Here is an 18,920-nt window from a genome sequence, read left to right as displayed (position 1 = left end):
ACATCTACCACATCGTTTTTGCGGCGCGTGCAGGCCATTCCTCGTCATATTGCGCGCCGCCTTCCGCACCGTCTGATGCCTCGGACAGAAGCTGTCCTATCGTGGGAAGATTGCCGCTTCCATCACCGCTGGACCAGATACGCGCCCGGATCAGAGCACGAGCGCATTGGCTGTATATCTCAGCAATTTCAATCACGATAACAGTCGCCGGGCGTTTGCCGGCCTTCTCGAATTGATGCCGCAGGGTCTCATCCGCCGTTACCCGCGCCAACCCGTTCACCCGAACGACGTTATTGGACCCCGGGACGAAGAACATCAGCGAAACACGTGGGTCGCGCTCGATATTGCGCAGACTGTCCAGACGGTTGTTGCCGCGCCAGTCCGGCAGAGCCAGCGTATTCGCATCCAGCTCTTTCACGACCGGGCCATCATCGCCCCGCGGGCTGCCATCCACACCTTCTGGGCCAACCGTGCTGAGCACACAGAGGCGCGATGCGAGGATCCACTTGCGATAGAGAGGCGTCAGCTGATGAACGACCTTTCGCAAGGACGGCGCGCCGGGCCGACCATACAACGCTTCAAGCGTTTCAATGTCACGAATGTGCTCCATCCGGATCAAACCCCACTTCCCGCATCAACTCGTTGGAACGTGTTTCTATCACATCTTCCAGCCGGGCAAGGAAGTCGTCCCGGCCAACACCCGGCTCGATCGGGTCGAGGAATTCCACGATCGCAAGGCCCGGTTTGCGCATGACACCCGTTCGGGGCCAGAAGACGCCTGCATTCGTGGCGACCGGAACGCAGGGAAAGCCGAGCCCTTCGTAAAGAACGGCTGTTCCAACCTTGTAAGGTTTCTTCGCACCGGGCGCCACACGTGTCCCTTGCGGGTAAATCACAAGCTGCCCGGGTTCCGAAAACTCTTTCGATACATCCTTGACCATCTTGGTCACGGCAGCACCGCGCTTGCCGCGATTGACCGGAATACAGCCAAGTCGCCGCGCATACATTCCAATGACGGGTGTAAACAAAAGCTCGCGCTTCATAATGAACTTGCCGTGCGGAATGGCATCAAAAATTATGATGATATCAAGAAACGACTGGTGTTTTGCGGCTATGACCACTTCATTCGTTGGAACCGTACCCCGCACTTCACACCGAATGCCAACCATCCAACGAGCCAGCCACATGGTGCTGCGCGCGTAGGTCTTGCACGCCCTCAGGGCACCAGCCTTGGAAAACAGTGCATAGGGCAGAAAGACAATGCCAAGGATCAGCATCCAGGCGTAGATCATGATCATGAAGATCAATGACCGAACCCATTGAACAGCCATCAACATCAGGAAAGCTCCTTCAATTTGCGTCGGGCCGCAGCCCAGGTGGCAAAAAACGCGACCATGGCACCAAGGATCGGGATAAGAACCGGCAACGCCCAGTCTTTGCCCTGAAAGCCGACGCCAGCCAGAAAACCACCCGATTCCGAGGCTTCGGGCAGCATCAGAACACCGGTCATGCCCAGCAATGTACCGACTGATGCCCCAAAGAATGCGCGATATGTAAACCGCCTTACGAATGCGCCCGCTATGAACCCGTCGCGTGCACCGACCAGGCGCAGCACTTCGATGATCTGGGCATTTGCGGCAAGCGACGCGTTGGCGGCAAGGGTAATCATGGCAGCGGTCGCACCACCGATCAGCAGGATCGAAATCCACCCCAGACGACGCAGGGACATCGCCGCATCAACCAAAGGCTCCCGCCACCGCGTATGATCATCCAGCACGGCGCCCGGCACCTCGGCCCCCAGTCGCAAACGCAACCCAGCCACGTCGATGCCCGGTTCGGTTTCAATGATCTCGATAAGCTGCGGCACGGGCAGCGTATCCAGCGGCAGATCCGGCCCGAACCAAGGGGCAAGCAACGCCGCCTGCTCTTCCTGCGTCAAAGCACGGGCCGAGGCCACACCAGGCGTCTGGCTCAGAACGGTCAGCGCGGCCTCGGTCTGGGCCGCACGCTGTTCCGCTGGCGCGTTGATGCGCAGGGTTGCCGCTCCGGCCAGTTCCGAGGCCCAGCGATCCGCAATGCGCCCCGAAGCCAGAGACAGGGCCAGTGCGAATACTGCAAGAAACGCCATCGCACCCGCGACAAACAGAGTCAGGTGTGCCGTATATCCCGTTGGGGGAACAACCCGGTCTGCCCGTTTGTCACCGCGCAACAGATTTTTGAGATCAGGACTGATCATAGATCCGCCCCCGCCAGTTGCAGCTTGCGCTGCGAAATACGCAGGACACGGGCCTGTACCTGGCTTTTGGCCGCGCGGATCAGGCTCAGATCATGGGTGGCGATCAGGACGGTTTTGCCCATCCGGTTCAGTTCGATCAGAAGACGCAGCAGCCGTTGCGACATTTCCCAGTCAACATTGCCCGTCGGCTCATCCGCCAAAACCACGTCAGGCGACAATATGACGGCACGCGCCAGAGCGGCCCTTTGCCGCTCGCCGCCGGACAGTTCAGGCGGGAGCGCTTCGAGCCTGGCGCCAAGACCCACCCAGCTGAGCAGCTCGGTCAGGTTTTCCTGCTCGGATGTTTCCGAACGCCCGGACACCATCAGCGGCAACGCGACGTTTTCGGCAAGCGTCATGTGGTCAAGGAACTGGCAATCCTGATGCACGACACCAACGCGGCGACGCAATACGGCCAGCTGGTCGCGATCAAGGGTTGAAATATCCTGGTCAAACACACTCAACCGCCCCGAGCTCGGCAGCAGGGCACCATAGCACAGCTTGAGCAACGTGGTCTTGCCCGCCCCGGAAGGCCCGGTCAAAAAGTGAAACGAACCCGGCTGCAATTGTACCGAGACATCACTCAGCAACTCGCCGCCACCGTAGGTGTAGCTGACATTTTCCAGCTCGATCACACGTGCCCCCGTTATTTTGCCGCTCTTCTTGCCCGAGCATGGTGATGGTTTCAATGGCTCTACCGGGTCCAATTGGTGACACTTGACCCGCGAAACCGAAAACGCTCTTTGCTGTTGGGTCTTAACCGAATATCATTCCTGGAAAAACTATTATCGGCCCTTCGCCCGGCCGAGGAGGCAGCATGCGTCTTACATGTCCGAATTGCAGCGCGCAGTACGAGGTTCCTGACGAGGTCATCCCCGAGGAAGGCCGCGACGTACAGTGTTCCAACTGTGATCAGACCTGGTTTCAAGCGAAGCACCCTGCCGAAGCCGCAGGCGCACCGGACGAAAAAGCGGAAACCCCCGAACAGGATGACACATCGCTTGACGTGGTCGACGCTCCGCAGGACGCCGAACCGGGCCCTGTTGAAGAAGCGGTATCCGAAGGCAAGCCAGAAGTTGAAAAACCCGCTGCGCCTACAGGGAATGTCGATCCGTCCGTTGCCAGCATTCTGAAAGAGGAAGCTGCCCGCGAAGCGGAATTGCGGGCGCAGGAAGGCAGCAGCCTTGAGAGCCAGCCCGATCTGGGGCTGGATACGCCACCAGAACCCAAGGTGCGCCCCAAGCGGCCTTCGGCTTCGGAAACCGCTGTCGATGCAGGGCAGAAAGACGCGCTGCCGGATGTTGAAGCCATCAATTCGACAATGCGATCTGACGAGTCGGAAGAGGTCCCGCAGCCACCCCGCAAATCGGGCGGATTCCTGCGCGGCTTCGCGTTGATGCTGATCATCGGCGTGGTTCTGTATCTGATCTATGGAAATGCCCAACAGATCAGCGAAGCGGTCCCTCAGGCCGACCCGTTGCTCAGCTCATACGTGTCGCTTGTGGATCAGGCGCGTATCTGGCTTGAAGCACAGGCTGGATCCGGTGCCCAGAACTGAGGTCAGAACCTCTCCAACAAACGTTTCAGGTATTCCAGTTCGATCTGGGGGCGGTCCGATTCCCCGGTTCTGCGCCGGATTTCATCCAGCAGTTCCCGCGCCCGGCGATACACGTCTTCGCCTTGCAGCAAATTCTCATCTGTTGAAATCGAACCGGCGGCACCCGGATTTCGGCCCAGCGGATCGCGATTGTTGGCTTGCATGTCGCCATCCTGCGTTCCCTGACCCGGCTGATTCTGCTGGTTCTGCGCCATCGCCTCACCCAACGAACGCATCCCTTCGCGCAGGGCTTCCATCGCCTCGGATTGCCGGTCGATGGCTTCGGCCAGATCATCCCCACGCAGGGCCTGTTCCGCCTCGTCCATGGCGCGCCTGGCCCGGTCCAGCGCCTCGCGCGCGGCGTCACCTTCGGGCGTGCCGGCGCCGGGCAAACCCTGTTGCTGGCGGCTCAGCTCATCTCTTAGCGCTTGCTGCCGATCCGCAAGTGAGCCTTGACCCTGCTGGCCTTCGCCAGCCTGATCCGAGCCTTCCCCCTGACCGCCCTGACCTTCGTGGCTTTGCCCCCGGCCTTGCCCGCCATTGCGTCCCTCATTGCCCTGGCTTTCACCGGATTGAGCACCTGGATTAAACTGTTCCTGCAAATCACGGAAGGCCTGATCGCTCAGACCTTGTTGCTCGCGCAGGGTTTCCGCAAGACCTTCCATGGCCTGCTGACCTTCGGACTGCTGCCCTCCGCCCTGGCCCTGAGTCACACGCATGTTTTCCATCATCTGCTGGAACTCTTCCAGTGCCTGCTGGGCTTCGGCCATCCGGCCCTGTTCCATGAGCTCCTGAATGCGGTCCATCATGCGTTGCAGATCATCCTGCGTCATTTGCAGGGACTCGCCGTTCTGGCCCTGCTGACGCTCGCCATCTTCGCCGTTCGGCTGGGCCAACCGTTGCAGTTGTTGGAGGTAATCCTGCGTCGCTTCGCGCAATTCCTGCATCAGTTCCGCGATTTCCTCGTCGCTGGCGCCGTTCTTCATTGCTTCGGTCAGACGTTCCTGCGCGCGCCGCATCCGTTCCAGCGCATCCGCAAGCGTGCCGTCCTCAATCAACACGGCAAGATCCCAGAGCGCCTGGGCGATCTCTGCCTGCTGTTCGGGTTTCAGCCCGTATTGATCAAAGGTCTCAAGCCGCCGCAGCACGACCCTCAGACGCAAATAGGCAGTTTCCGAGCGAAACAAGTCCTCTGGCAGATGAGATACAGCCCGCAGCAGTTGCGCGATCCGAGGCGCATTGGACCGCGACCACAGCAGATCGCGCCGTTGTTCGATCACCGCAGCGGCCAGCGGATCAAAGAACCGACGGGCCGGAAGATCGGTCACATAAGGTTCGGAAGACGATTGCTGATCCGCCGCGTCCGTGGCCATCAAGGTGATCCGAACCGGCAAATGCGCCCATGGGTGTTGCGAGAAATCCTCGATCAGATCTTCTGCAAAATCCACCCGGTCGCCGGTGATCGGCATAGGCAGTTCAACTGCGATCGCTTCGCGTGGTTCGGGCTCTGCCGCCAGACCATAGCGGCGATCAACGGCAGCCAGATCCAGTTCGATCAGGGCAGAGCCTGCAACCACACCATAGTCATCTCCTGCGACGAATGGCAGCTTCATCTGCCCGCCCGCCTCGGCCTCAGCCGATCCAGCCACGGCTATCTGTGGTGCCGTGTCGTCAATGATCTCAACGGCCCATTCCCGCCCCGCTGGCCCGTCGATGCGCAATTGGCCAGAGCGTTCTGCCACGAACTCCTGCTCGGGGTCGGTCGCCGCCTCGGCCCCCAGGGCCGAGCTGTTTTCCGTCAGGCTATGTGCGCCAACCTCACCATAAAGCCGCAAGGTAACGCGGCTGCCCTTGGGAACGGCAAGCTCTGCATCCGTTTGGTCCGCAAGATACAGCGTTGGAAGGCCCGTATAGCGCGGGGGTTCGACCCATCCTTCCCAAGTCGGCCCTTGCCCGGCGGCGGCAGTGCCCGGGGCCATGTCCGCCACAGACCCCACGCGCCACAAAGAGCCGAAAACCAGCGCTACGACAAAAGCCAGCAATGCCGCGTAGCGCAGTGCATAAGGATCTCGCGATGCCAGCCGAAGGTCTGGTTTCACGGCCTCGGCCGTCGCGACCCGTTGCGCCATCCGGGCTTTGTGGGCTTGCCACAGCGCCACGGAATCCCGATCGGCCGCACCGATAGCCTGATCATCCATTAAGGCCTGAATTGGGCGTCCCGGCAAGGTCTCATCCAGCCGCATCAAAACCTCGGCGCGCGAAGGCAACTTGAGACCCCTCAGGCCAAGCACCGCAGCCGTCAAAAACGACCCCAAGGACAGCGCGCCGACCGCCCAGACAATTTCCACGGAAACAACATCTTGAAGCCCCAGCATCAATGCCGCAAGCAGAACAAGAACAATCGAGAACGCCGGCCAGAACGCGCGCAACACCTGTTCTGCCACCATGCCGACATGAGTCAGCCACACGGACAGGCGCGGAATGGGCAGGTTTGAACGGTCGGACAAGACGGGCCTCCGGGGTTAGGCCCGCGCGGTCATCGCGTCAAAGCCATGAAGGTATGGTATCGCGGTTTATGATTTCGTCAAAGCTTGGTCGTTCACGAATGACTGCAAATTGATCACCATTGACCAGAACCTCGGGGATCAGCGGGCGGGTATTGTACTCGCTGGCCATCACCGCGCCATAGGCACCCGCGCTGCGGAAGGCGATCAGGTCACCCGATTTGAGCGGCGGCATGTTGCGTTGTTTGGCAAAAGTGTCACCGGATTCGCAGACCGGGCCCACGATGTCATAAGGGCGCTGTTCCACACCGGCGACAGGTTCCTGCACCGCGACGATATCGTGGTAAGCTTCGTACATTGCCGGGCGGATCAGGTCATTCATCGCCCCATCAAGGATCAAAAAATCGCGACCTTCGCCTGATTTCACGTAGATGACCTTGCTAACCATGATCCCGGCGTTGCCCGCGATCAGGCGGCCCGGCTCGATCTCGATCTCACAGCCAAGATGCCCCAATGTTTTCTTGACCAGCGCACCATATTCAATCGGCAAGGGGGGTGCGTTGTTCGACCGGGTGTAAGGAATGCCCAGACCGCCACCCAGATCGAGACGCCGAATGTTGTGACCTTCAGAACGGAGGCGTTCGGTCAGCTCGGCTACTTTTGTGTAGGCCAGCTCATACGGTTCAAGTTCGGTCAGTTGCGAGCCGATATGGACGTCGATGCCGATCACCTCCAACCCCGGCAAGCTGGCAGCGTGGGCGTAAACTTCCGAGGCACGGGCAATCGGAATGCCAAACTTGTTCTCGGACTTGCCCGTGGCAATCTTGGCATGGGTCTTGGCATCGACATCCGGGTTCACCCTTACAGTAATCGGCGCAAGCACACCCAATTCCAGTGCAACGGCGTTGATCACTTCCATCTCGGGCTCGGATTCGACGTTGAACTGACGGATGCCGCCGGTCAGTGCGGTACGAATCTCATCCGCCGTTTTACCCACGCCAGAGAACACGATTTTGTCGCCCGGAACGCCCGCCGCCTTGGCGCGCAGGTATTCCCCGCCCGAAACCACGTCCATCCCTGCGCCCGCCTTTGCCAGAGTTTTCAGGATCGCCTGATTGCTGGCCGCTTTCATCGCATAGCAGACAAGGTGGTCCGTGCCGTCAAGCGCATCGTCAAACAGCTGAAAATGCCGCAGCAAGGTTGCTGTGGAGTAGACATAGAACGGCGTTCCGACCGCGGCAGCGATTTCGGAGACAGGGACATCCTCGGCGAATAGCGCGCCGTCGCGGTAGAGAAAATGATCCATGTCTGCGCGCTTAGACCAGAAGATAGCTTCGGATCAATGGATTCCGAACCCATCGACCAAGTTTAATTTCGGGTCGAAACTCCAACCCGGCCATAGCCCGAGATCGAAACTCCGGTGCCCGATTGTTTGGGCTCTGCCGCAGGTTCCGGGCGTCTTGCCGATGTAGGTTCGCAAGCCGTCAAAGCCGCAAATACCAGAAACAGTCCTAGTGTTCTCATTTCAGTATCTTTTCTTTGGATGACATGCGCACCGACATGCCACCTCACGTTGGTGGATATAAAACCGATGCGCAATATGAAAGTGGCTTAGAATCCCAGGTAGATCCCCAGCGGGCCACGGCTCAGACCTACGCCACCGCCTACATACGCTCCGCCAGAGCCGACACCGACGGTTGCACTGACAGTTGGCTGAGCGGGCGCTGGCTGAACGGGCTCACCATCGGCTCCGCATCCGGCCAGCATCAGGCCGGACCCTGCAATCAGAATCGCGCGCAGCACGGTCATCACACCATTGCCTTCCATCGTTCAACCTGAGCACGCACCTGATCAGGAGCTGTGCCACCATAGGACTGGCGTGAGTTTACAGAATTTTCGACTCCAAGGACAGAGTAGACGTCATTTGTGATCTCGGCATGGACCGACTGCATGTCGTCCAGCGTCAGATCGGGCAGGTCGCAGCCCTTCTTCTCGGCCATGGCCACCAGCGATCCGGTAACATGATGCGCGTCGCGGAAGGGCAGGCCCAGCACCCGAACCAGCCAGTCGGCCAGATCGGTCGCGGTTGAAAAGCCCGAGCCGGCGGCGGCGGCCAGGCTATCGCGGTTGGCGGTCATGTCCTTGACCATGCCTTCCATCGCGGCCAGCGCCAGCATCCAGTTGTCGGCGGCGTCAAAGACCTGTTCCTTGTCTTCCTGCATGTCTTTGGAATAGGCCAGTGGCAGGCCCTTCATCACCATCATCAGCGCCGTGTTGGCGCCAAAGATCCGACCCACCTTGGCGCGGATCAGCTCTGCCGCATCGGGGTTTTTCTTCTGCGGCATGATCGACGATCCGGTTGAGAACCGATCCGACAGGGTAACGAAACGGAACTGCGCCGAAGACCAGATCACCAGTTCCTCGGCAAACCGCGACAGATGCACGGCGCAGATCGAGGCCACGGACAGGAACTCCAGCGCGAAGTCACGATCGCTGACGGCGTCCAGCGAGTTGGCGGCAGGCCGGTCAAAGCCCAGCGCCTCGGCCGTCATATGGCGGTCGATGGGAAAGGACGTTCCGGCCAGCGCCGCAGCACCCAGTGGCGATTCGTTCATCCGGGCACGGGCGTCACGAACGCGGGACAGATCACGGCCAAACATCTCGACATAGGCCATCATGTGATGGCCCCACGTCACCGGCTGCGCCGTTTGCAGGTGGGTAAAGCCCGGCATGACCCAATCGGCGCCAGCCTCGGCCTGCGCCAAAAGCGCGCGGATCAGGGCCAGCAAGCCGCTCTCAGCAGCGTCCAGCTGATCACGAACCCAGAGCTTGAAATCGGTTGCGACCTGGTCATTGCGTGACCGGCCTGTGTGCAAACGGCCTGCGGGCTCTCCGATGATCTCTTTCAGACGTGCCTCGACATTCATGTGAATGTCTTCCAGCGCGGTCGAGAACTGGAACTCTCCGTTCTGGATTTCTGACAAAACGGTGAGCAGCCCTTCCCGAATGGCTTCGGCGTCACTATCACTTATGACGCCTGTGGCTGCCAGCATGGCCGCATGGGCGCGCGAGCCTGCGATGTCCTGGGCTGCCATCCGCTGATCGAACCCGATCGAGGCGTTGATTGCCTCCATGATCGCGTCTGGACCGGCGGCAAAGCGGCCGCCCCACATCTGGTTCGAGGATTGATCGGTCATGTAAGAAAACCCGGAGTTGATATGCGCCTATTTCGTCTGATCCCCCTTTATATGGCCCTTGCGCTGGGTGCAAATGCCGCCTTGGCGACCGATGCCGAGACGCTGGCCCCTCTGCGGGAAGAGAGCCTGAAACGTCTGATCCTGCACAAGGAACCGAAACCCGCCAAATCAATCGAATTCCAGCTGGAAGATGACGGCGGTGTCGGCACGCTTGCCGATTATGAGGGCAAGTATGTGCTGCTGAATTTCTGGGCCACCTGGTGTGCGCCCTGCCGCAAAGAGATGCCTCAGATCGCTGAACTTCAGGAAGAGTTCGGCGGCGACAAGTTTCAGGTTCTGACACTGGCCACGGGCCGCAACTCGCCTGCCGGCATCAAAAAGTTCTTTGAAGAGAACGGCATCGCCAACCTGCCCCGTCACCAGGACCCCAGTTCAGCCGCTGCCCGTGAGTTCGGCGTCATCGCCTTGCCGATCACGGTCATCCTGAACCCCGAAGGGCAGGAAATCGCCCGGCTGATCGGCGACGCCGAGTGGAACTCGGACAGTGCGAAGGCGATTATCTCGACGCTTGTGGAATCCAATAGCTGACGAATGGCGCAGCGTCCGCCTGTTTGTGATACACTCGAACCGGCCCAATTGGGCCGGTTTTCGTTTGTGACCTTATAGGAAGGAGGCGACGATGAAGCCGGTGGTTCTTTTGATCGGACGGTTGCCAAATGTGATCGGTGATGTGGCACGGCAACTGGATCATCTGCCGATTCAGTGGCTGGGCGCACATGACACGGACGAGGTCCGGAAACAGCTGGATGCCGAGCCCCGAATTGCCTGCGCCATCTTGGGCGCGGGGCTTGACGACACGATCCGTGGTGAAATGGTGGGCATAATTGCCGCCCGGCGCCCGGATACCTGCATCCATCTGAAGGATCGTACATCCGGCCCCGAGGGGCTGGTGCCCTTCGTCGAACGTGTGGTGCAACACGAGATACTGGAACGGCTGGAAAACAGCTGACGCAACGCCACCTTTGACAGAGTTTCAACTCCTTTGCACTCTGCGCTCAGGAGGATGGAATGCCACTTGAAATTCTACTGACGCTGGTCGTCGGCGGCATAGCTGGTGTCACCCTGTTATTGCATCTCACCGGCAAATCGCAGCAAGTGATGCTGACGCCCGACATTGCACGATCACAATGGGCACGTCACTTTCCGGACGATGATGTGGTCGACGTCACGGTTTCCCATGATGGCCACGCCGCGATGGTGCGCACCAGTTCAGGCAATGGGTTGCTTTGGTCCTTCGGGGCCGACACCGTGGCCCGGCATCTGCTGGACTATGATCTTCTGGATCATCCGGAAGGATTTGAGATTCTGTTTCACGAATTCTCGGTGCCCAAAACACTCATCCGACTGGACGAATTCGAACGCCATCACTGGCGTGACCTGATGGAGCCCGCATGACAGACCAAATTAGTTTTCCCGATGCGGTGCAATGGGCCGTTCCCTTTTTCATCGCAGCAATTCTGGCCGAGTTTCTGTGGATCGCAGTCAAAGGCAAAGGCGGGCGTTATGAAACACGCGACGCGGTGACTTCTTTGATCATGGGGGCCGGAAACATCGCATCGGGCTTTTTGCTGGGCTTTATCGCCTATGCGTTTTTCATGTGGCTTTGGCAGATCACGCCGATGAACCTGGGTACGTCAATTCCGGTTATCATCCTGTGCTTTGTCCTGGACGATCTGCGTTACTACTGGGTCCACCGCTTTGGCCATCGCATCCGCTGGGTCTGGGCCAGCCACGTAAACCATCACAGCTCGCAGCACTACAACCTGACGACCGCGCTGCGGCAGACCTGGACTTATACGTTTACTTTCATGATGGTCGTACGCGCCCCACTGATCCTGCTTGGGTTCCATCCTGCGATGGTTTTGTTCGTCGGTGGCCTCAATCTTATCTATCAGTTCTGGATTCACACCGAGGCCATCGGCAAGATGCCCCGCTGGTTCGAGGCGGTAATGAACACCCCCAGTCACCACCGCGCCCATCACGGCCGCAACGCACGCTATCTGGATTGCAACTATGCCGGGGTGTTCATCATCTGGGACAAGCTGTTCGGCACCTTCGTCCCCGAGCAGGAGGACGACCGGGTGGACTATGGCCTGGTGCACAATATCGGCACTTTCAATCCCCTGCGGGTGGCCTTTCACGAATGGGTGGCCATCTGGCGCGACGCGACCCAGCCGGGTTTGACCCTGAAACAGCGGCTGGCCTACTGCTTTGCCCCACCTGGGTACAGCCATGACGGCAGCCGGGACAGTTCGGAACAGATCAAGGCCAAGCATCTGGCGCGCCACCCGGAAGACCGCGGAACGCCCGGTTTTGAGCATCTGGACAAAAAGCTGCCCAGCGGACAAGCAGAACAGGCTTGAAACAGCCGGCTGCACCCTGATTGTGCCTTGAATCTCGGCCATTGAGCGCCATATCAGACGACAGGCGCCGTGTGTGAGTGAGCGAGGGTCGGTATGAATCGTTTGGCAACCATTTCAACCTTTTTCGGCCTGTTCGGCCTGATGATAGCCATGCTCGCAGCCCTTGGGGGCGCCGTTGCAGCCCTGATCGCGTTGGGTTTTGCAATGATGGCCCTAGGTGCGATGGGCGCGATACTTGGCGCGGCAGCTTCTTTGACACGCGCGTGGCAATCCACCCGCTGAGCCCGCGAGACGGAAATTTTTCCGAACCCTTAACCGCAGATTCATCTCTTTGCCCCGAGACTGTGACCGGACACCTGTCCCGGACACATGGGAATCCGCGCTTATGGGAAATAAAAAACTGGCACATCTGCCTGAGGGGTCGGAAAGTCCGTTGAATACGGCCGTTTCGACGCGGGATCGTTCGGTTGTGCAGATGGCAACCGATGCAGTGAAGCATAAGCAGTGCAAACTGGCTTTTCAGCCGGTGATACAGGCGCACGCCCCGTACCGAGTCGCGTTTTACGAAGGGTTCATTCGGGTTCTGGACGAAACCGGCCGCGTCATCCCGGCGCGAGAATTCATGCCTCAGGTCGAAAACACTCCTATCGGCCGCGATCTGGACTGCGTCGCGTTGGAGCTTGGGTTGCGCACATTGGCGAGGAACCCGGAAATACGCCTGTCGATCAACATGTCTGCGCGCTCGATCGGTTATTCCAACTGGTCCAGAATACTGGACAGATTCCTGAAACGAGATGCCGGATTGGGCGAACGCTTGATCCTCGAAATCTCCGAAAGCTCGGCCATGCAAGTGCCTGAGCTGGTTGTCGACTTCATGGACCGCTTGCAGGATCGCGGCATCGCTTTTGCGCTGGATGACTTTGGCGCCAGCAATTTCAGCTTTCGCCATTTTCGCGAGTTTCTGTTCGACGCAGCCAAAATCGATGGCCAGTTCGTGCGGGGCATCAGCAACGATCCCGACAACCAGACTTTGGTGCGGGCCCTGATCGCGGTGGCCCGTGAATTCGAAATTCTGGTCACGGCCGAATCGGTTGAAACGCAGGAGGATGCCGCTTTCTTGGTGGCAACTGGCGTGGATTGCCTGCAAGGATTCTTGTATGGCGCACCCAGTGTTGCGGAACCCTGGAAGCAGGAGAACAGATCAAAAACAGGCAGTTGATTGCCTGTTCATCGACATTTTCCTACCATTTCCGACACTGAGACAAGCTGCCCGTTGCTGCATGTGCAGCGTTACGCTATTGCAAGAGTACTTGAGCGGGGGATCACGGGGCGCTCTTGTTTCGAGAGGACATCTTTCGACCTGCGCCGTCAGAAATTCCGCTGTCCCATGACGGTAAAGGACTGATCATATGACCAACGTAGTAATCGCATCCGCCGCACGAACAGGTGTTGGCAGCTTCAGTGGTTCGTTTGCGAACACACCTGCCCATGATCTGGGCGCTGCCGTTCTGGAAGCAGTTGTCGAGCGCGCCGGAGTGGAAAAAGGCGAAGTCAGCGAAACCATCATGGGGCAGGTTCTGACAGCCGCCCAGGGGCAGAACCCCGCACGTCAGGCCCACATCAACGCCGGTCTGCCGCAGGAAAGCGCGGCCTGGGGAATCAACCAGGTTTGTGGCTCGGGCCTGCGCGCCGTTGCTTTGGGCGCCCAGCATATTCAGCTGGGAGACGCGGAAATCGTCGCTGCTGGTGGTCAGGAAAACATGACGCTGTCGCCCCACGCCGCCGCGCTGCGCGCCGGTCACAAGATGGGCGACATGAAGTATATCGACACAATGATCCGCGATGGCTTGTGGGATGCTTTCAACGGCTATCACATGGGTCAGACTGCCGAGAATGTTGCAGAGAAATGGCAGATCAGCCGCGAGATGCAGGATGAATTCGCCGTTGCTTCGCAGAACAAGGCCGAAGCAGCACAAAAGGCCGGCAAGTTCGCAGACGAAATCGTGCCCTTCACCATCAAGACCCGCAAGGGCGACATCGTGATGGACAAGGACGAATACATCCGTCATGGCGCAACCATGGAAGCCATGGCCAAACTGCGTCCGGCCTTCACCAAGGACGGTTCGGTCACCGCTGCCAACGCCTCGGGATTGAACGACGGCGCGGCCGCGACACTGTTGATGTCAGCCGAAAACGCCGAAAAGCGGGGAATCGAACCTCTGGCGCGCATCGCGTCCTATGCGACCGCCGGTCTGGACCCGTCAATCATGGGCGTCGGCCCGATCTATGCATCGCGCAAAGCACTGGAAAAAGCAGGCTGGTCGGTAGACGATCTGGACCTGGTCGAGGCCAACGAAGCCTTTGCCGCGCAGGCTTGCGCGGTGAACAAGGATATGGGCTGGGATCCGTCGATCGTGAACGTAAACGGCGGCGCCATTGCCATCGGCCACCCGATCGGCGCTTCGGGGTGCCGTGTTTTGAACACCCTGCTATTCGAAATGAAGCGTCGCGATGCGAAAAAGGGTCTGGCGACCTTGTGCATCGGCGGCGGCATGGGCGTTGCCCTTTGTGTGGAGCGCGACTAAGCGCGTTGGCAATCAAATAGAATTAGGCGCCCGGTGGGCGCCTTTTTTTGTTACATTGAGGTTCCAACCGTTGGATGCGACGATATTGCCGCCCGGAAACCAAGATTCAAGACGAAACAATATTGCGCACAACCATCTCTCAGAGTAACAGCATTACTAAGACGACTAAAATTGAAGGAGTCATAAATGGCACGAACAGCACTCGTTACCGGCGGTTCCCGCGGCATTGGCGCAGCAATTTCCAAGGCGCTCAAAGCCGAAGGATACAACGTTGCGGCCACCTATGCGGGAAATGACGAAGCCGCCGCAAATTTCACTGAAGAAACCGGGATCAAGACCTACAAGTGGAACGTCGCCGATTATGACGAATCCAAAGCAGGTATTGAAAAGGTTGAGGCCGAGGTTGGCCCCATCGATGTGGTCGTCGCCAACGCCGGCATCACCCGCGATGCACCATTCCACAAAATGACACCTGATCAGTGGAAAGACGTGATCGACACCAACCTGACCGGCGTGTTCAACACGGTGCACCCTGTCTGGCCCGGCATGCGAGAGCGCAAGTTCGGTCGTGTCATCGTCATCAGCTCGATCAACGGTCAGAAAGGCCAGTTCGCTCAGGTGAACTATGCAGCGACCAAGGCAGGTGACCTGGGCATCGTAAAATCCTTGGCGCAGGAAGGCGCGCGGGCGGGGATCACTGCCAACGCGATCTGCCCCGGCTATATCGCAACCGAAATGGTCATGGCTGTGCCCGAGAAGGTGCGCGAGTCCATCATTGGCCAAATCCCGGCCGGCCGCCTGGGTGAGCCAGAGGAAATCGCGCGCTGCGTGGTCTTCCTGGCATCGGACGATTCGCAGTTCATCAACGGTTCGACGATCTCGGCCAACGGTGCGCAGTTCTTCGTCTGATCCAGAGTTGTGAACTAAAAACGGGCCGGTCCCTTTGGGCCGGCCCTTTCTGATCCCGTAAGAACGCGCGCGCTGCGATCAGCGGGAACCGAATATCCATCCCCAAAACTGCCAGATCACCCTGCTGCGCTCTTGGTGGGCACGCAGGATCGCCATCTGGGCGGCGGGATTTGTTGTCATCTCGATCATGACAGCCTCCTTTTCAAATCAGTTTTATTTGACCTGATGTGAATATGGAGGCTAAAAACAAACACGACAAACGAGCTTTCTTGAGACTTCAGTTAAGTTTTCCTTCACTATGAGTGACTATCTGCCTCCGCTGACCGCGTTGCGTGCTTTTGACGCCGCAGCCCGGCACATGTCTTTTTCGAAGGCGGCGGAAGAGCTGCATGTGACGCCAGCCGCCCTGTCCTTTCAGATCAAGTCGCTTGAAGAACACCTTGGGCGGCCGCTGTTTCGTCGTCTGAACCGCGCCGTAGAACTGACCGAGGCGGGCCGTGCCCTTGCGCCTGGTGCGGCAGAAGGGTTTGCCACCTTGCAAGCCGCATGGCGTGCGGTGCGCAGACAGGAAGATGACACAAGCCTGACCGTCACCGCGGGCCCAGCTTTGACCGCCAAGTGGTTAGCGCCGCGGCTTTACGAATTTGCTCGGGCGTATCCCGAGATCGATCTGAAATTCTCGGCCACGCTGCGCAACATGGATCTGGAGCGGGACGACGTGGACGTCGCCATCCGGTTCGGGAATTCGGCCGATGACGGGCTGTATTCCGTTCCCGTCAGAAAGGAATGGCTGACCCCGGTCATGACACCGGAACTTGCAGAACAATTCACCACGCCAGACAGCCTGCGCGACGCCCCGCTGATCCATGACGATTCGATCAGCTTTCTGACCCCGCCTTGCGATTGGCCCGCTTGGTTCCGTGCCGTGGGGGTGGATTTTACTCCGACCCATGGCGCGCATTTTTCCAATGCCGATCACGCGATTGATGCCGCTGTTGCCGGTGTCGGCGTGGCACTGGGGCGACGCGCCATGATTCTCAAGGACCTGACCGAAGGCCGACTGGTTGCACCGTTCAAGGTGGCCCTGGAAACACAAGGCCGGTTCCGGTTTCTGTGCCTGCCGGGGGCTGAAAAGAAACCTCAGATCGCGGCGTTTCGCGATTGGTTCCTGACCGAGATTGAAAAAACCGCGCATATATCGGATGAGTTCAAAATTGTACCGATTGAAGAGGTTTCCCGCCCATGACCAAAATGCGCGCAACGGCCATCGGCTTCGTGGCTGTCTTGCTATGGGCCTTGCTGGCGTTGTTCACTGTCGGGTCGGCGCCCACGCCGCCCCTGCTGCTGAACACGATCTGCTTTTCGATTGGTGGTGCGCTTGGGCTTGTCTGGGCAACGGCGACAGGTGGTTTGAGCGATCTAAAGCAAGTTCCCTGGACGACCTACCTGTTTGGCGCATTGGGCCTGTTCGGCTATCACGCGCTGTATTTTTCGGCCCTGCGCATGGCGCCGGCTGCCGAGGCCGGGCTGATCGCTTATCTCTGGCCTCTGCTCATTGTGCTTCTGTCGGGCCTGCTTCCGGGTGAGCATCTGCGTATCGGCCACCTGATCGGGGCATGCCTTGGATTCGCAGGGGCCGCTGTAATCATTGCCGGGGGTGGCGGCGCGGGCTTTCAGGCCCAATACCTGCCCGGATACGCATTGGCCTTGCTGTGCGCACTGACATGGTCGGGCTATTCCGTTCTATCACGCAAACTGGAGGGCACGCCGACCAGTTCCGTCTCAATATTCTGCCTTGCGGCTGCACTGGCTTCGGGTCTGCTGCATCTGGCTGTGGAAGACACTGTACTGCCCGATACGGCACTGGGCTGGGCGTCGGTGCTGGCACTCGGCCTTGGGCCCGTCGGGCTGGCGTTCTACGTCTGGGACATTGGCGTCAAGCAAGGCGACATCCAAATTCTCGGAACCTCATCCTATGCGGCCCCGTTACTGTCGACCCTTGCTTTGGTGGTGGCCGGGATCGCGACCCCGTCCTGGGGGCTTGCGATCGCGGCTTTTCTGATCACCGGCGGGGCCTTGATAGCGGCCCGCGCCAGCCTGAAAACTTAAGCGGACAGGCGTTCGATCTCTTCTTTCAGCTTGAGCTTCTGCTTTTTCAACTGAGCAATATGGAGATCATCGATACCTGGCGAGCGTTGGGCTTGTTCCACTTCTAGACCGAGAGATTCGTGCTTTTTCTTCAGTTCCGTCAGATGTGCGCTCACGCTCATTGCGATCCTCCTTGTTTATGTGTCTGTATGTCACGTAAGAATTTGACCACATCGTTTCCACCCTGTCACGCTGCAGACGCACAGAATCTGTAACAAATCCGACAAATTCGGCTGGTCATTGCCGATGGCACAAGTTCCGAGGCAACGGAGCGGCCTGTCGAAGCACGGCTGAGACCGCCTCGGTATAGCTTTCACCGTCTTTTTCGTGGCGCTCACCGGCGTGCAGAATCAACGGCGCATGGAGGCGAAATGCCGCGCGTCCCCCTTTGCGGGCGCTCAGGATGACCAGTTCGGTCTCGCGGCCCACCCGCGCGCTGAGCGGCAGCACCTCGATTGAACCCAGTTTCCCCTCACAAGCCGTCAGCATATCGGGAAGACGGTCGGCTTTCTGGATCACGTGCAGGAACCCCCGAGGGGCAAGGCGTTTGGCCGCAACGGTGATCCAGTCGATCAGAGGCGTATTTTCGCCCAGTGCAATGCTTCGCCCTGTGTCGCTGGCGGGGCTATGCGCCCCAGAACGGTAATAGGGCGGGTTCGCGATTACGTGATCAAAGTGCCGCTGTCGGAGGTCATCAGGCAAAGCGTTCAGGTCAGCCTCGATCACGTCCAGATCACAGCCGTTGATTTCCGAATTGCGGCGGGCCAAATCCGCATAGGCCGGTTGCAATTCAATCCCAACCATTTGCAGCCCCGCCACCCGCGCGGACAGGCATAAAATGGCAGCCCCCGCGCCACATCCCAGTTCAAGCACGGATTGCCCGGCCTTTGCAGGGACCGATGCGGCAAGCAGAACAGGGTCTACCCCGGCGCGGTAACCTGACGCAGGTTGCAGCAATCGCACCCGGCCACCAAGGAAATCGTTGCACGTCAATTCATTGTCGTCGAAGCGCATCATCGGCCCAGCGGGATCTCGTTGTCGCGCATCACACGCTCGGCCCGGGTCAGGTCTTCGGACCGAACCATCAGCCGACGAGGGAAAATCCCGATACCACCTTCGAGGATGCTCATATTTACGTCCATCTGAAAGCAGTCTATATCCTCGCCCTCAAGGAGAGCGGATGCAAAGGCCAGGATTGTCGGATCGGTACTGCGCAACAGTTCTTTCATGGGGATGGATGTAAGGGCAAGGCGAGGCGAAAGTCGAGCCTTGTATCAGGAGT

Annotated in this window: 23 protein-coding genes; 11 read left to right on the top strand and 12 right to left on the bottom strand. The window is 59.1% G+C overall.

From position 1 onward, the window contains the following. Positions 1 to 4 precede the first annotated feature (4 nt). Genes ACR0LI_RS14060 through ACR0LI_RS14045 form a run of 4 tightly spaced genes read right to left on the bottom strand, consistent with a single transcriptional unit; the run spans position 5 to position 2,910 of the window. On the bottom strand, positions 5 to 610 hold the full coding sequence (locus ACR0LI_RS14060) for a pyridoxamine 5'-phosphate oxidase family protein (RefSeq protein WP_480718710.1): 606 nt from the start codon (positions 608 to 610) through the stop codon (positions 5 to 7). Further along, a complete protein-coding gene (locus ACR0LI_RS14055; protein WP_480718709.1) occupies positions 594 to 1,337 on the bottom strand; it encodes a lysophospholipid acyltransferase family protein in 744 nt (247 codons plus the stop codon). The genes ACR0LI_RS14060 and ACR0LI_RS14055 overlap by 17 nt, the downstream gene beginning before the upstream one ends. Further along, the gene (locus ACR0LI_RS14050; protein WP_171634956.1) at positions 1,337 to 2,236 is read right to left on the bottom strand and encodes a cell division protein FtsX; all 900 of its coding nucleotides are present in this window, start codon (positions 2,234 to 2,236) and stop codon (positions 1,337 to 1,339) included. Before ACR0LI_RS14050 ends, ACR0LI_RS14055 begins: the two co-directional genes overlap by 1 nt. Further along, a complete protein-coding gene (locus ACR0LI_RS14045) occupies positions 2,233 to 2,910 on the bottom strand; it encodes a cell division ATP-binding protein FtsE (protein ID WP_152456816.1) in 678 nt (225 codons plus the stop codon). The genes ACR0LI_RS14050 and ACR0LI_RS14045 overlap by 4 nt, the downstream gene beginning before the upstream one ends. 182 nt (positions 2,911 to 3,092) lie before the next feature. Here ACR0LI_RS14045 and ACR0LI_RS14040 point away from each other — a divergent pair, with 182 nt between their 5' ends. Further along, positions 3,093 to 3,833 (top strand): zinc-ribbon domain-containing protein, encoded by a 741-nt coding sequence (locus ACR0LI_RS14040; RefSeq protein ID WP_480621355.1) that lies wholly within the window; start codon positions 3,093 to 3,095, stop codon positions 3,831 to 3,833. A gap of 2 nt (positions 3,834 to 3,835) precedes the next feature. Here ACR0LI_RS14040 and ACR0LI_RS14035 read toward each other — a convergent pair whose 3' ends face one another. The 5 genes from ACR0LI_RS14035 to argH form a co-directional block, all read right to left on the bottom strand. Continuing rightward, positions 3,836 to 6,379, bottom strand: coding sequence for a TIGR02302 family protein (locus tag ACR0LI_RS14035; RefSeq protein ID WP_480718708.1), 2,544 nt, complete (start codon positions 6,377 to 6,379; stop codon positions 3,836 to 3,838). Positions 6,380 to 6,416: 37 nt separating this feature from the next. Then, positions 6,417 to 7,682 (bottom strand): diaminopimelate decarboxylase, encoded by a 1,266-nt coding sequence (gene lysA, locus ACR0LI_RS14030; RefSeq protein WP_480491877.1) that lies wholly within the window; start codon positions 7,680 to 7,682, stop codon positions 6,417 to 6,419. A gap of 62 nt (positions 7,683 to 7,744) precedes the next feature. Then, a complete protein-coding gene (locus ACR0LI_RS14025) occupies positions 7,745 to 7,900 on the bottom strand; it encodes a hypothetical protein (protein ID WP_171229797.1) in 156 nt (51 codons plus the stop codon). A gap of 87 nt (positions 7,901 to 7,987) precedes the next feature. Further along, positions 7,988 to 8,203, bottom strand: coding sequence for a hypothetical protein (locus ACR0LI_RS14020; RefSeq protein ID WP_224854660.1), 216 nt, complete (start codon positions 8,201 to 8,203; stop codon positions 7,988 to 7,990). After that, positions 8,185 to 9,573, bottom strand: a complete 1,389-nt coding sequence (argH, locus tag ACR0LI_RS14015) for an argininosuccinate lyase (protein ID WP_209834677.1) — start codon at positions 9,571 to 9,573, stop codon at positions 8,185 to 8,187. Before argH ends, ACR0LI_RS14020 begins: the two co-directional genes overlap by 19 nt. Positions 9,574 to 9,594: 21 nt before the next feature. Here argH and ACR0LI_RS14010 point away from each other — a divergent pair, with 21 nt between their 5' ends. The 10 genes from ACR0LI_RS14010 to yddG all read left to right on the top strand — a co-directional run bounded on the left by ACR0LI_RS14010 (position 9,595) and on the right by yddG (position 17,599). After that, the gene (locus ACR0LI_RS14010; RefSeq protein ID WP_171634966.1) at positions 9,595 to 10,161 is read left to right on the top strand and encodes a TlpA disulfide reductase family protein; all 567 of its coding nucleotides are present in this window, start codon (positions 9,595 to 9,597) and stop codon (positions 10,159 to 10,161) included. Positions 10,162 to 10,252: 91 nt separating this feature from the next. Beyond that, complete coding sequence (locus ACR0LI_RS14005) at positions 10,253 to 10,582, top strand: hypothetical protein (protein ID WP_480718707.1); 330 nt, start codon at positions 10,253 to 10,255, stop codon at positions 10,580 to 10,582. Positions 10,583 to 10,641: 59 nt separating this feature from the next. Then, positions 10,642 to 11,028: a hypothetical protein gene (locus ACR0LI_RS14000; RefSeq protein WP_171724278.1), complete on the top strand. Its 387-nt coding sequence runs from the start codon at positions 10,642 to 10,644 to the stop codon at positions 11,026 to 11,028. Then, on the top strand, positions 11,025 to 11,996 hold the full coding sequence (locus tag ACR0LI_RS13995; protein WP_170346335.1) for a sterol desaturase family protein: 972 nt from the start codon (positions 11,025 to 11,027) through the stop codon (positions 11,994 to 11,996). The genes ACR0LI_RS14000 and ACR0LI_RS13995 overlap by 4 nt, the downstream gene beginning before the upstream one ends. 93 nt (positions 11,997 to 12,089) lie before the next feature. Continuing rightward, entirely contained in the window at positions 12,090 to 12,278 is a 189-nt protein-coding gene (locus ACR0LI_RS13990; protein ID WP_480718706.1) for a hypothetical protein, read from the top strand. A gap of 103 nt (positions 12,279 to 12,381) precedes the next feature. Further along, complete coding sequence (locus tag ACR0LI_RS13985; protein ID WP_480621363.1) at positions 12,382 to 13,215, top strand: EAL domain-containing protein; 834 nt, start codon at positions 12,382 to 12,384, stop codon at positions 13,213 to 13,215. Between the two features lie 190 nt (positions 13,216 to 13,405). Continuing rightward, positions 13,406 to 14,581 (top strand): acetyl-CoA C-acetyltransferase, encoded by a 1,176-nt coding sequence (locus tag ACR0LI_RS13980; protein ID WP_170346332.1) that lies wholly within the window; start codon positions 13,406 to 13,408, stop codon positions 14,579 to 14,581. Positions 14,582 to 14,767: 186 nt separating this feature from the next. Then, on the top strand, positions 14,768 to 15,490 hold the full coding sequence (gene phbB / locus ACR0LI_RS13975; RefSeq protein ID WP_171634971.1) for an acetoacetyl-CoA reductase: 723 nt from the start codon (positions 14,768 to 14,770) through the stop codon (positions 15,488 to 15,490). Between the two features lie 298 nt (positions 15,491 to 15,788). Then, on the top strand, positions 15,789 to 16,736 hold the full coding sequence (locus ACR0LI_RS13970) for a transcriptional regulator GcvA (RefSeq protein WP_480718705.1): 948 nt from the start codon (positions 15,789 to 15,791) through the stop codon (positions 16,734 to 16,736). Next, entirely contained in the window at positions 16,733 to 17,599 is an 867-nt protein-coding gene (gene yddG, locus ACR0LI_RS13965) for an aromatic amino acid exporter YddG (RefSeq protein WP_480718704.1), read from the top strand. The genes ACR0LI_RS13970 and yddG overlap by 4 nt, the downstream gene beginning before the upstream one ends. Here the strand turns inward: yddG and ACR0LI_RS13960 are convergent. The 3 genes from ACR0LI_RS13960 to ACR0LI_RS13950 all read right to left on the bottom strand — a co-directional run bounded on the left by ACR0LI_RS13960 (position 17,596) and on the right by ACR0LI_RS13950 (position 18,867). Then, positions 17,596 to 17,760: a YdcH family protein gene (locus ACR0LI_RS13960; RefSeq protein ID WP_083445267.1), complete on the bottom strand. Its 165-nt coding sequence runs from the start codon at positions 17,758 to 17,760 to the stop codon at positions 17,596 to 17,598. The genes yddG and ACR0LI_RS13960 overlap by 4 nt on opposite strands. A gap of 115 nt (positions 17,761 to 17,875) precedes the next feature. Then, the gene (locus ACR0LI_RS13955) at positions 17,876 to 18,655 is read right to left on the bottom strand and encodes a tRNA1(Val) (adenine(37)-N6)-methyltransferase (RefSeq protein ID WP_171634976.1); all 780 of its coding nucleotides are present in this window, start codon (positions 18,653 to 18,655) and stop codon (positions 17,876 to 17,878) included. Then, complete coding sequence (locus ACR0LI_RS13950) at positions 18,652 to 18,867, bottom strand: putative signal transducing protein (RefSeq protein ID WP_152456800.1); 216 nt, start codon at positions 18,865 to 18,867, stop codon at positions 18,652 to 18,654. The genes ACR0LI_RS13955 and ACR0LI_RS13950 overlap by 4 nt, the downstream gene beginning before the upstream one ends. Between the last annotated feature and the right edge of the window lie 53 nt (positions 18,868 to 18,920).

This window comes from Ruegeria sp. CL7 (genome assembly GCF_056536445.1).
The sequence above is the reverse complement of the archived record's forward strand: the minus strand, read 5'-3'. Positions and strand labels throughout refer to the sequence as shown.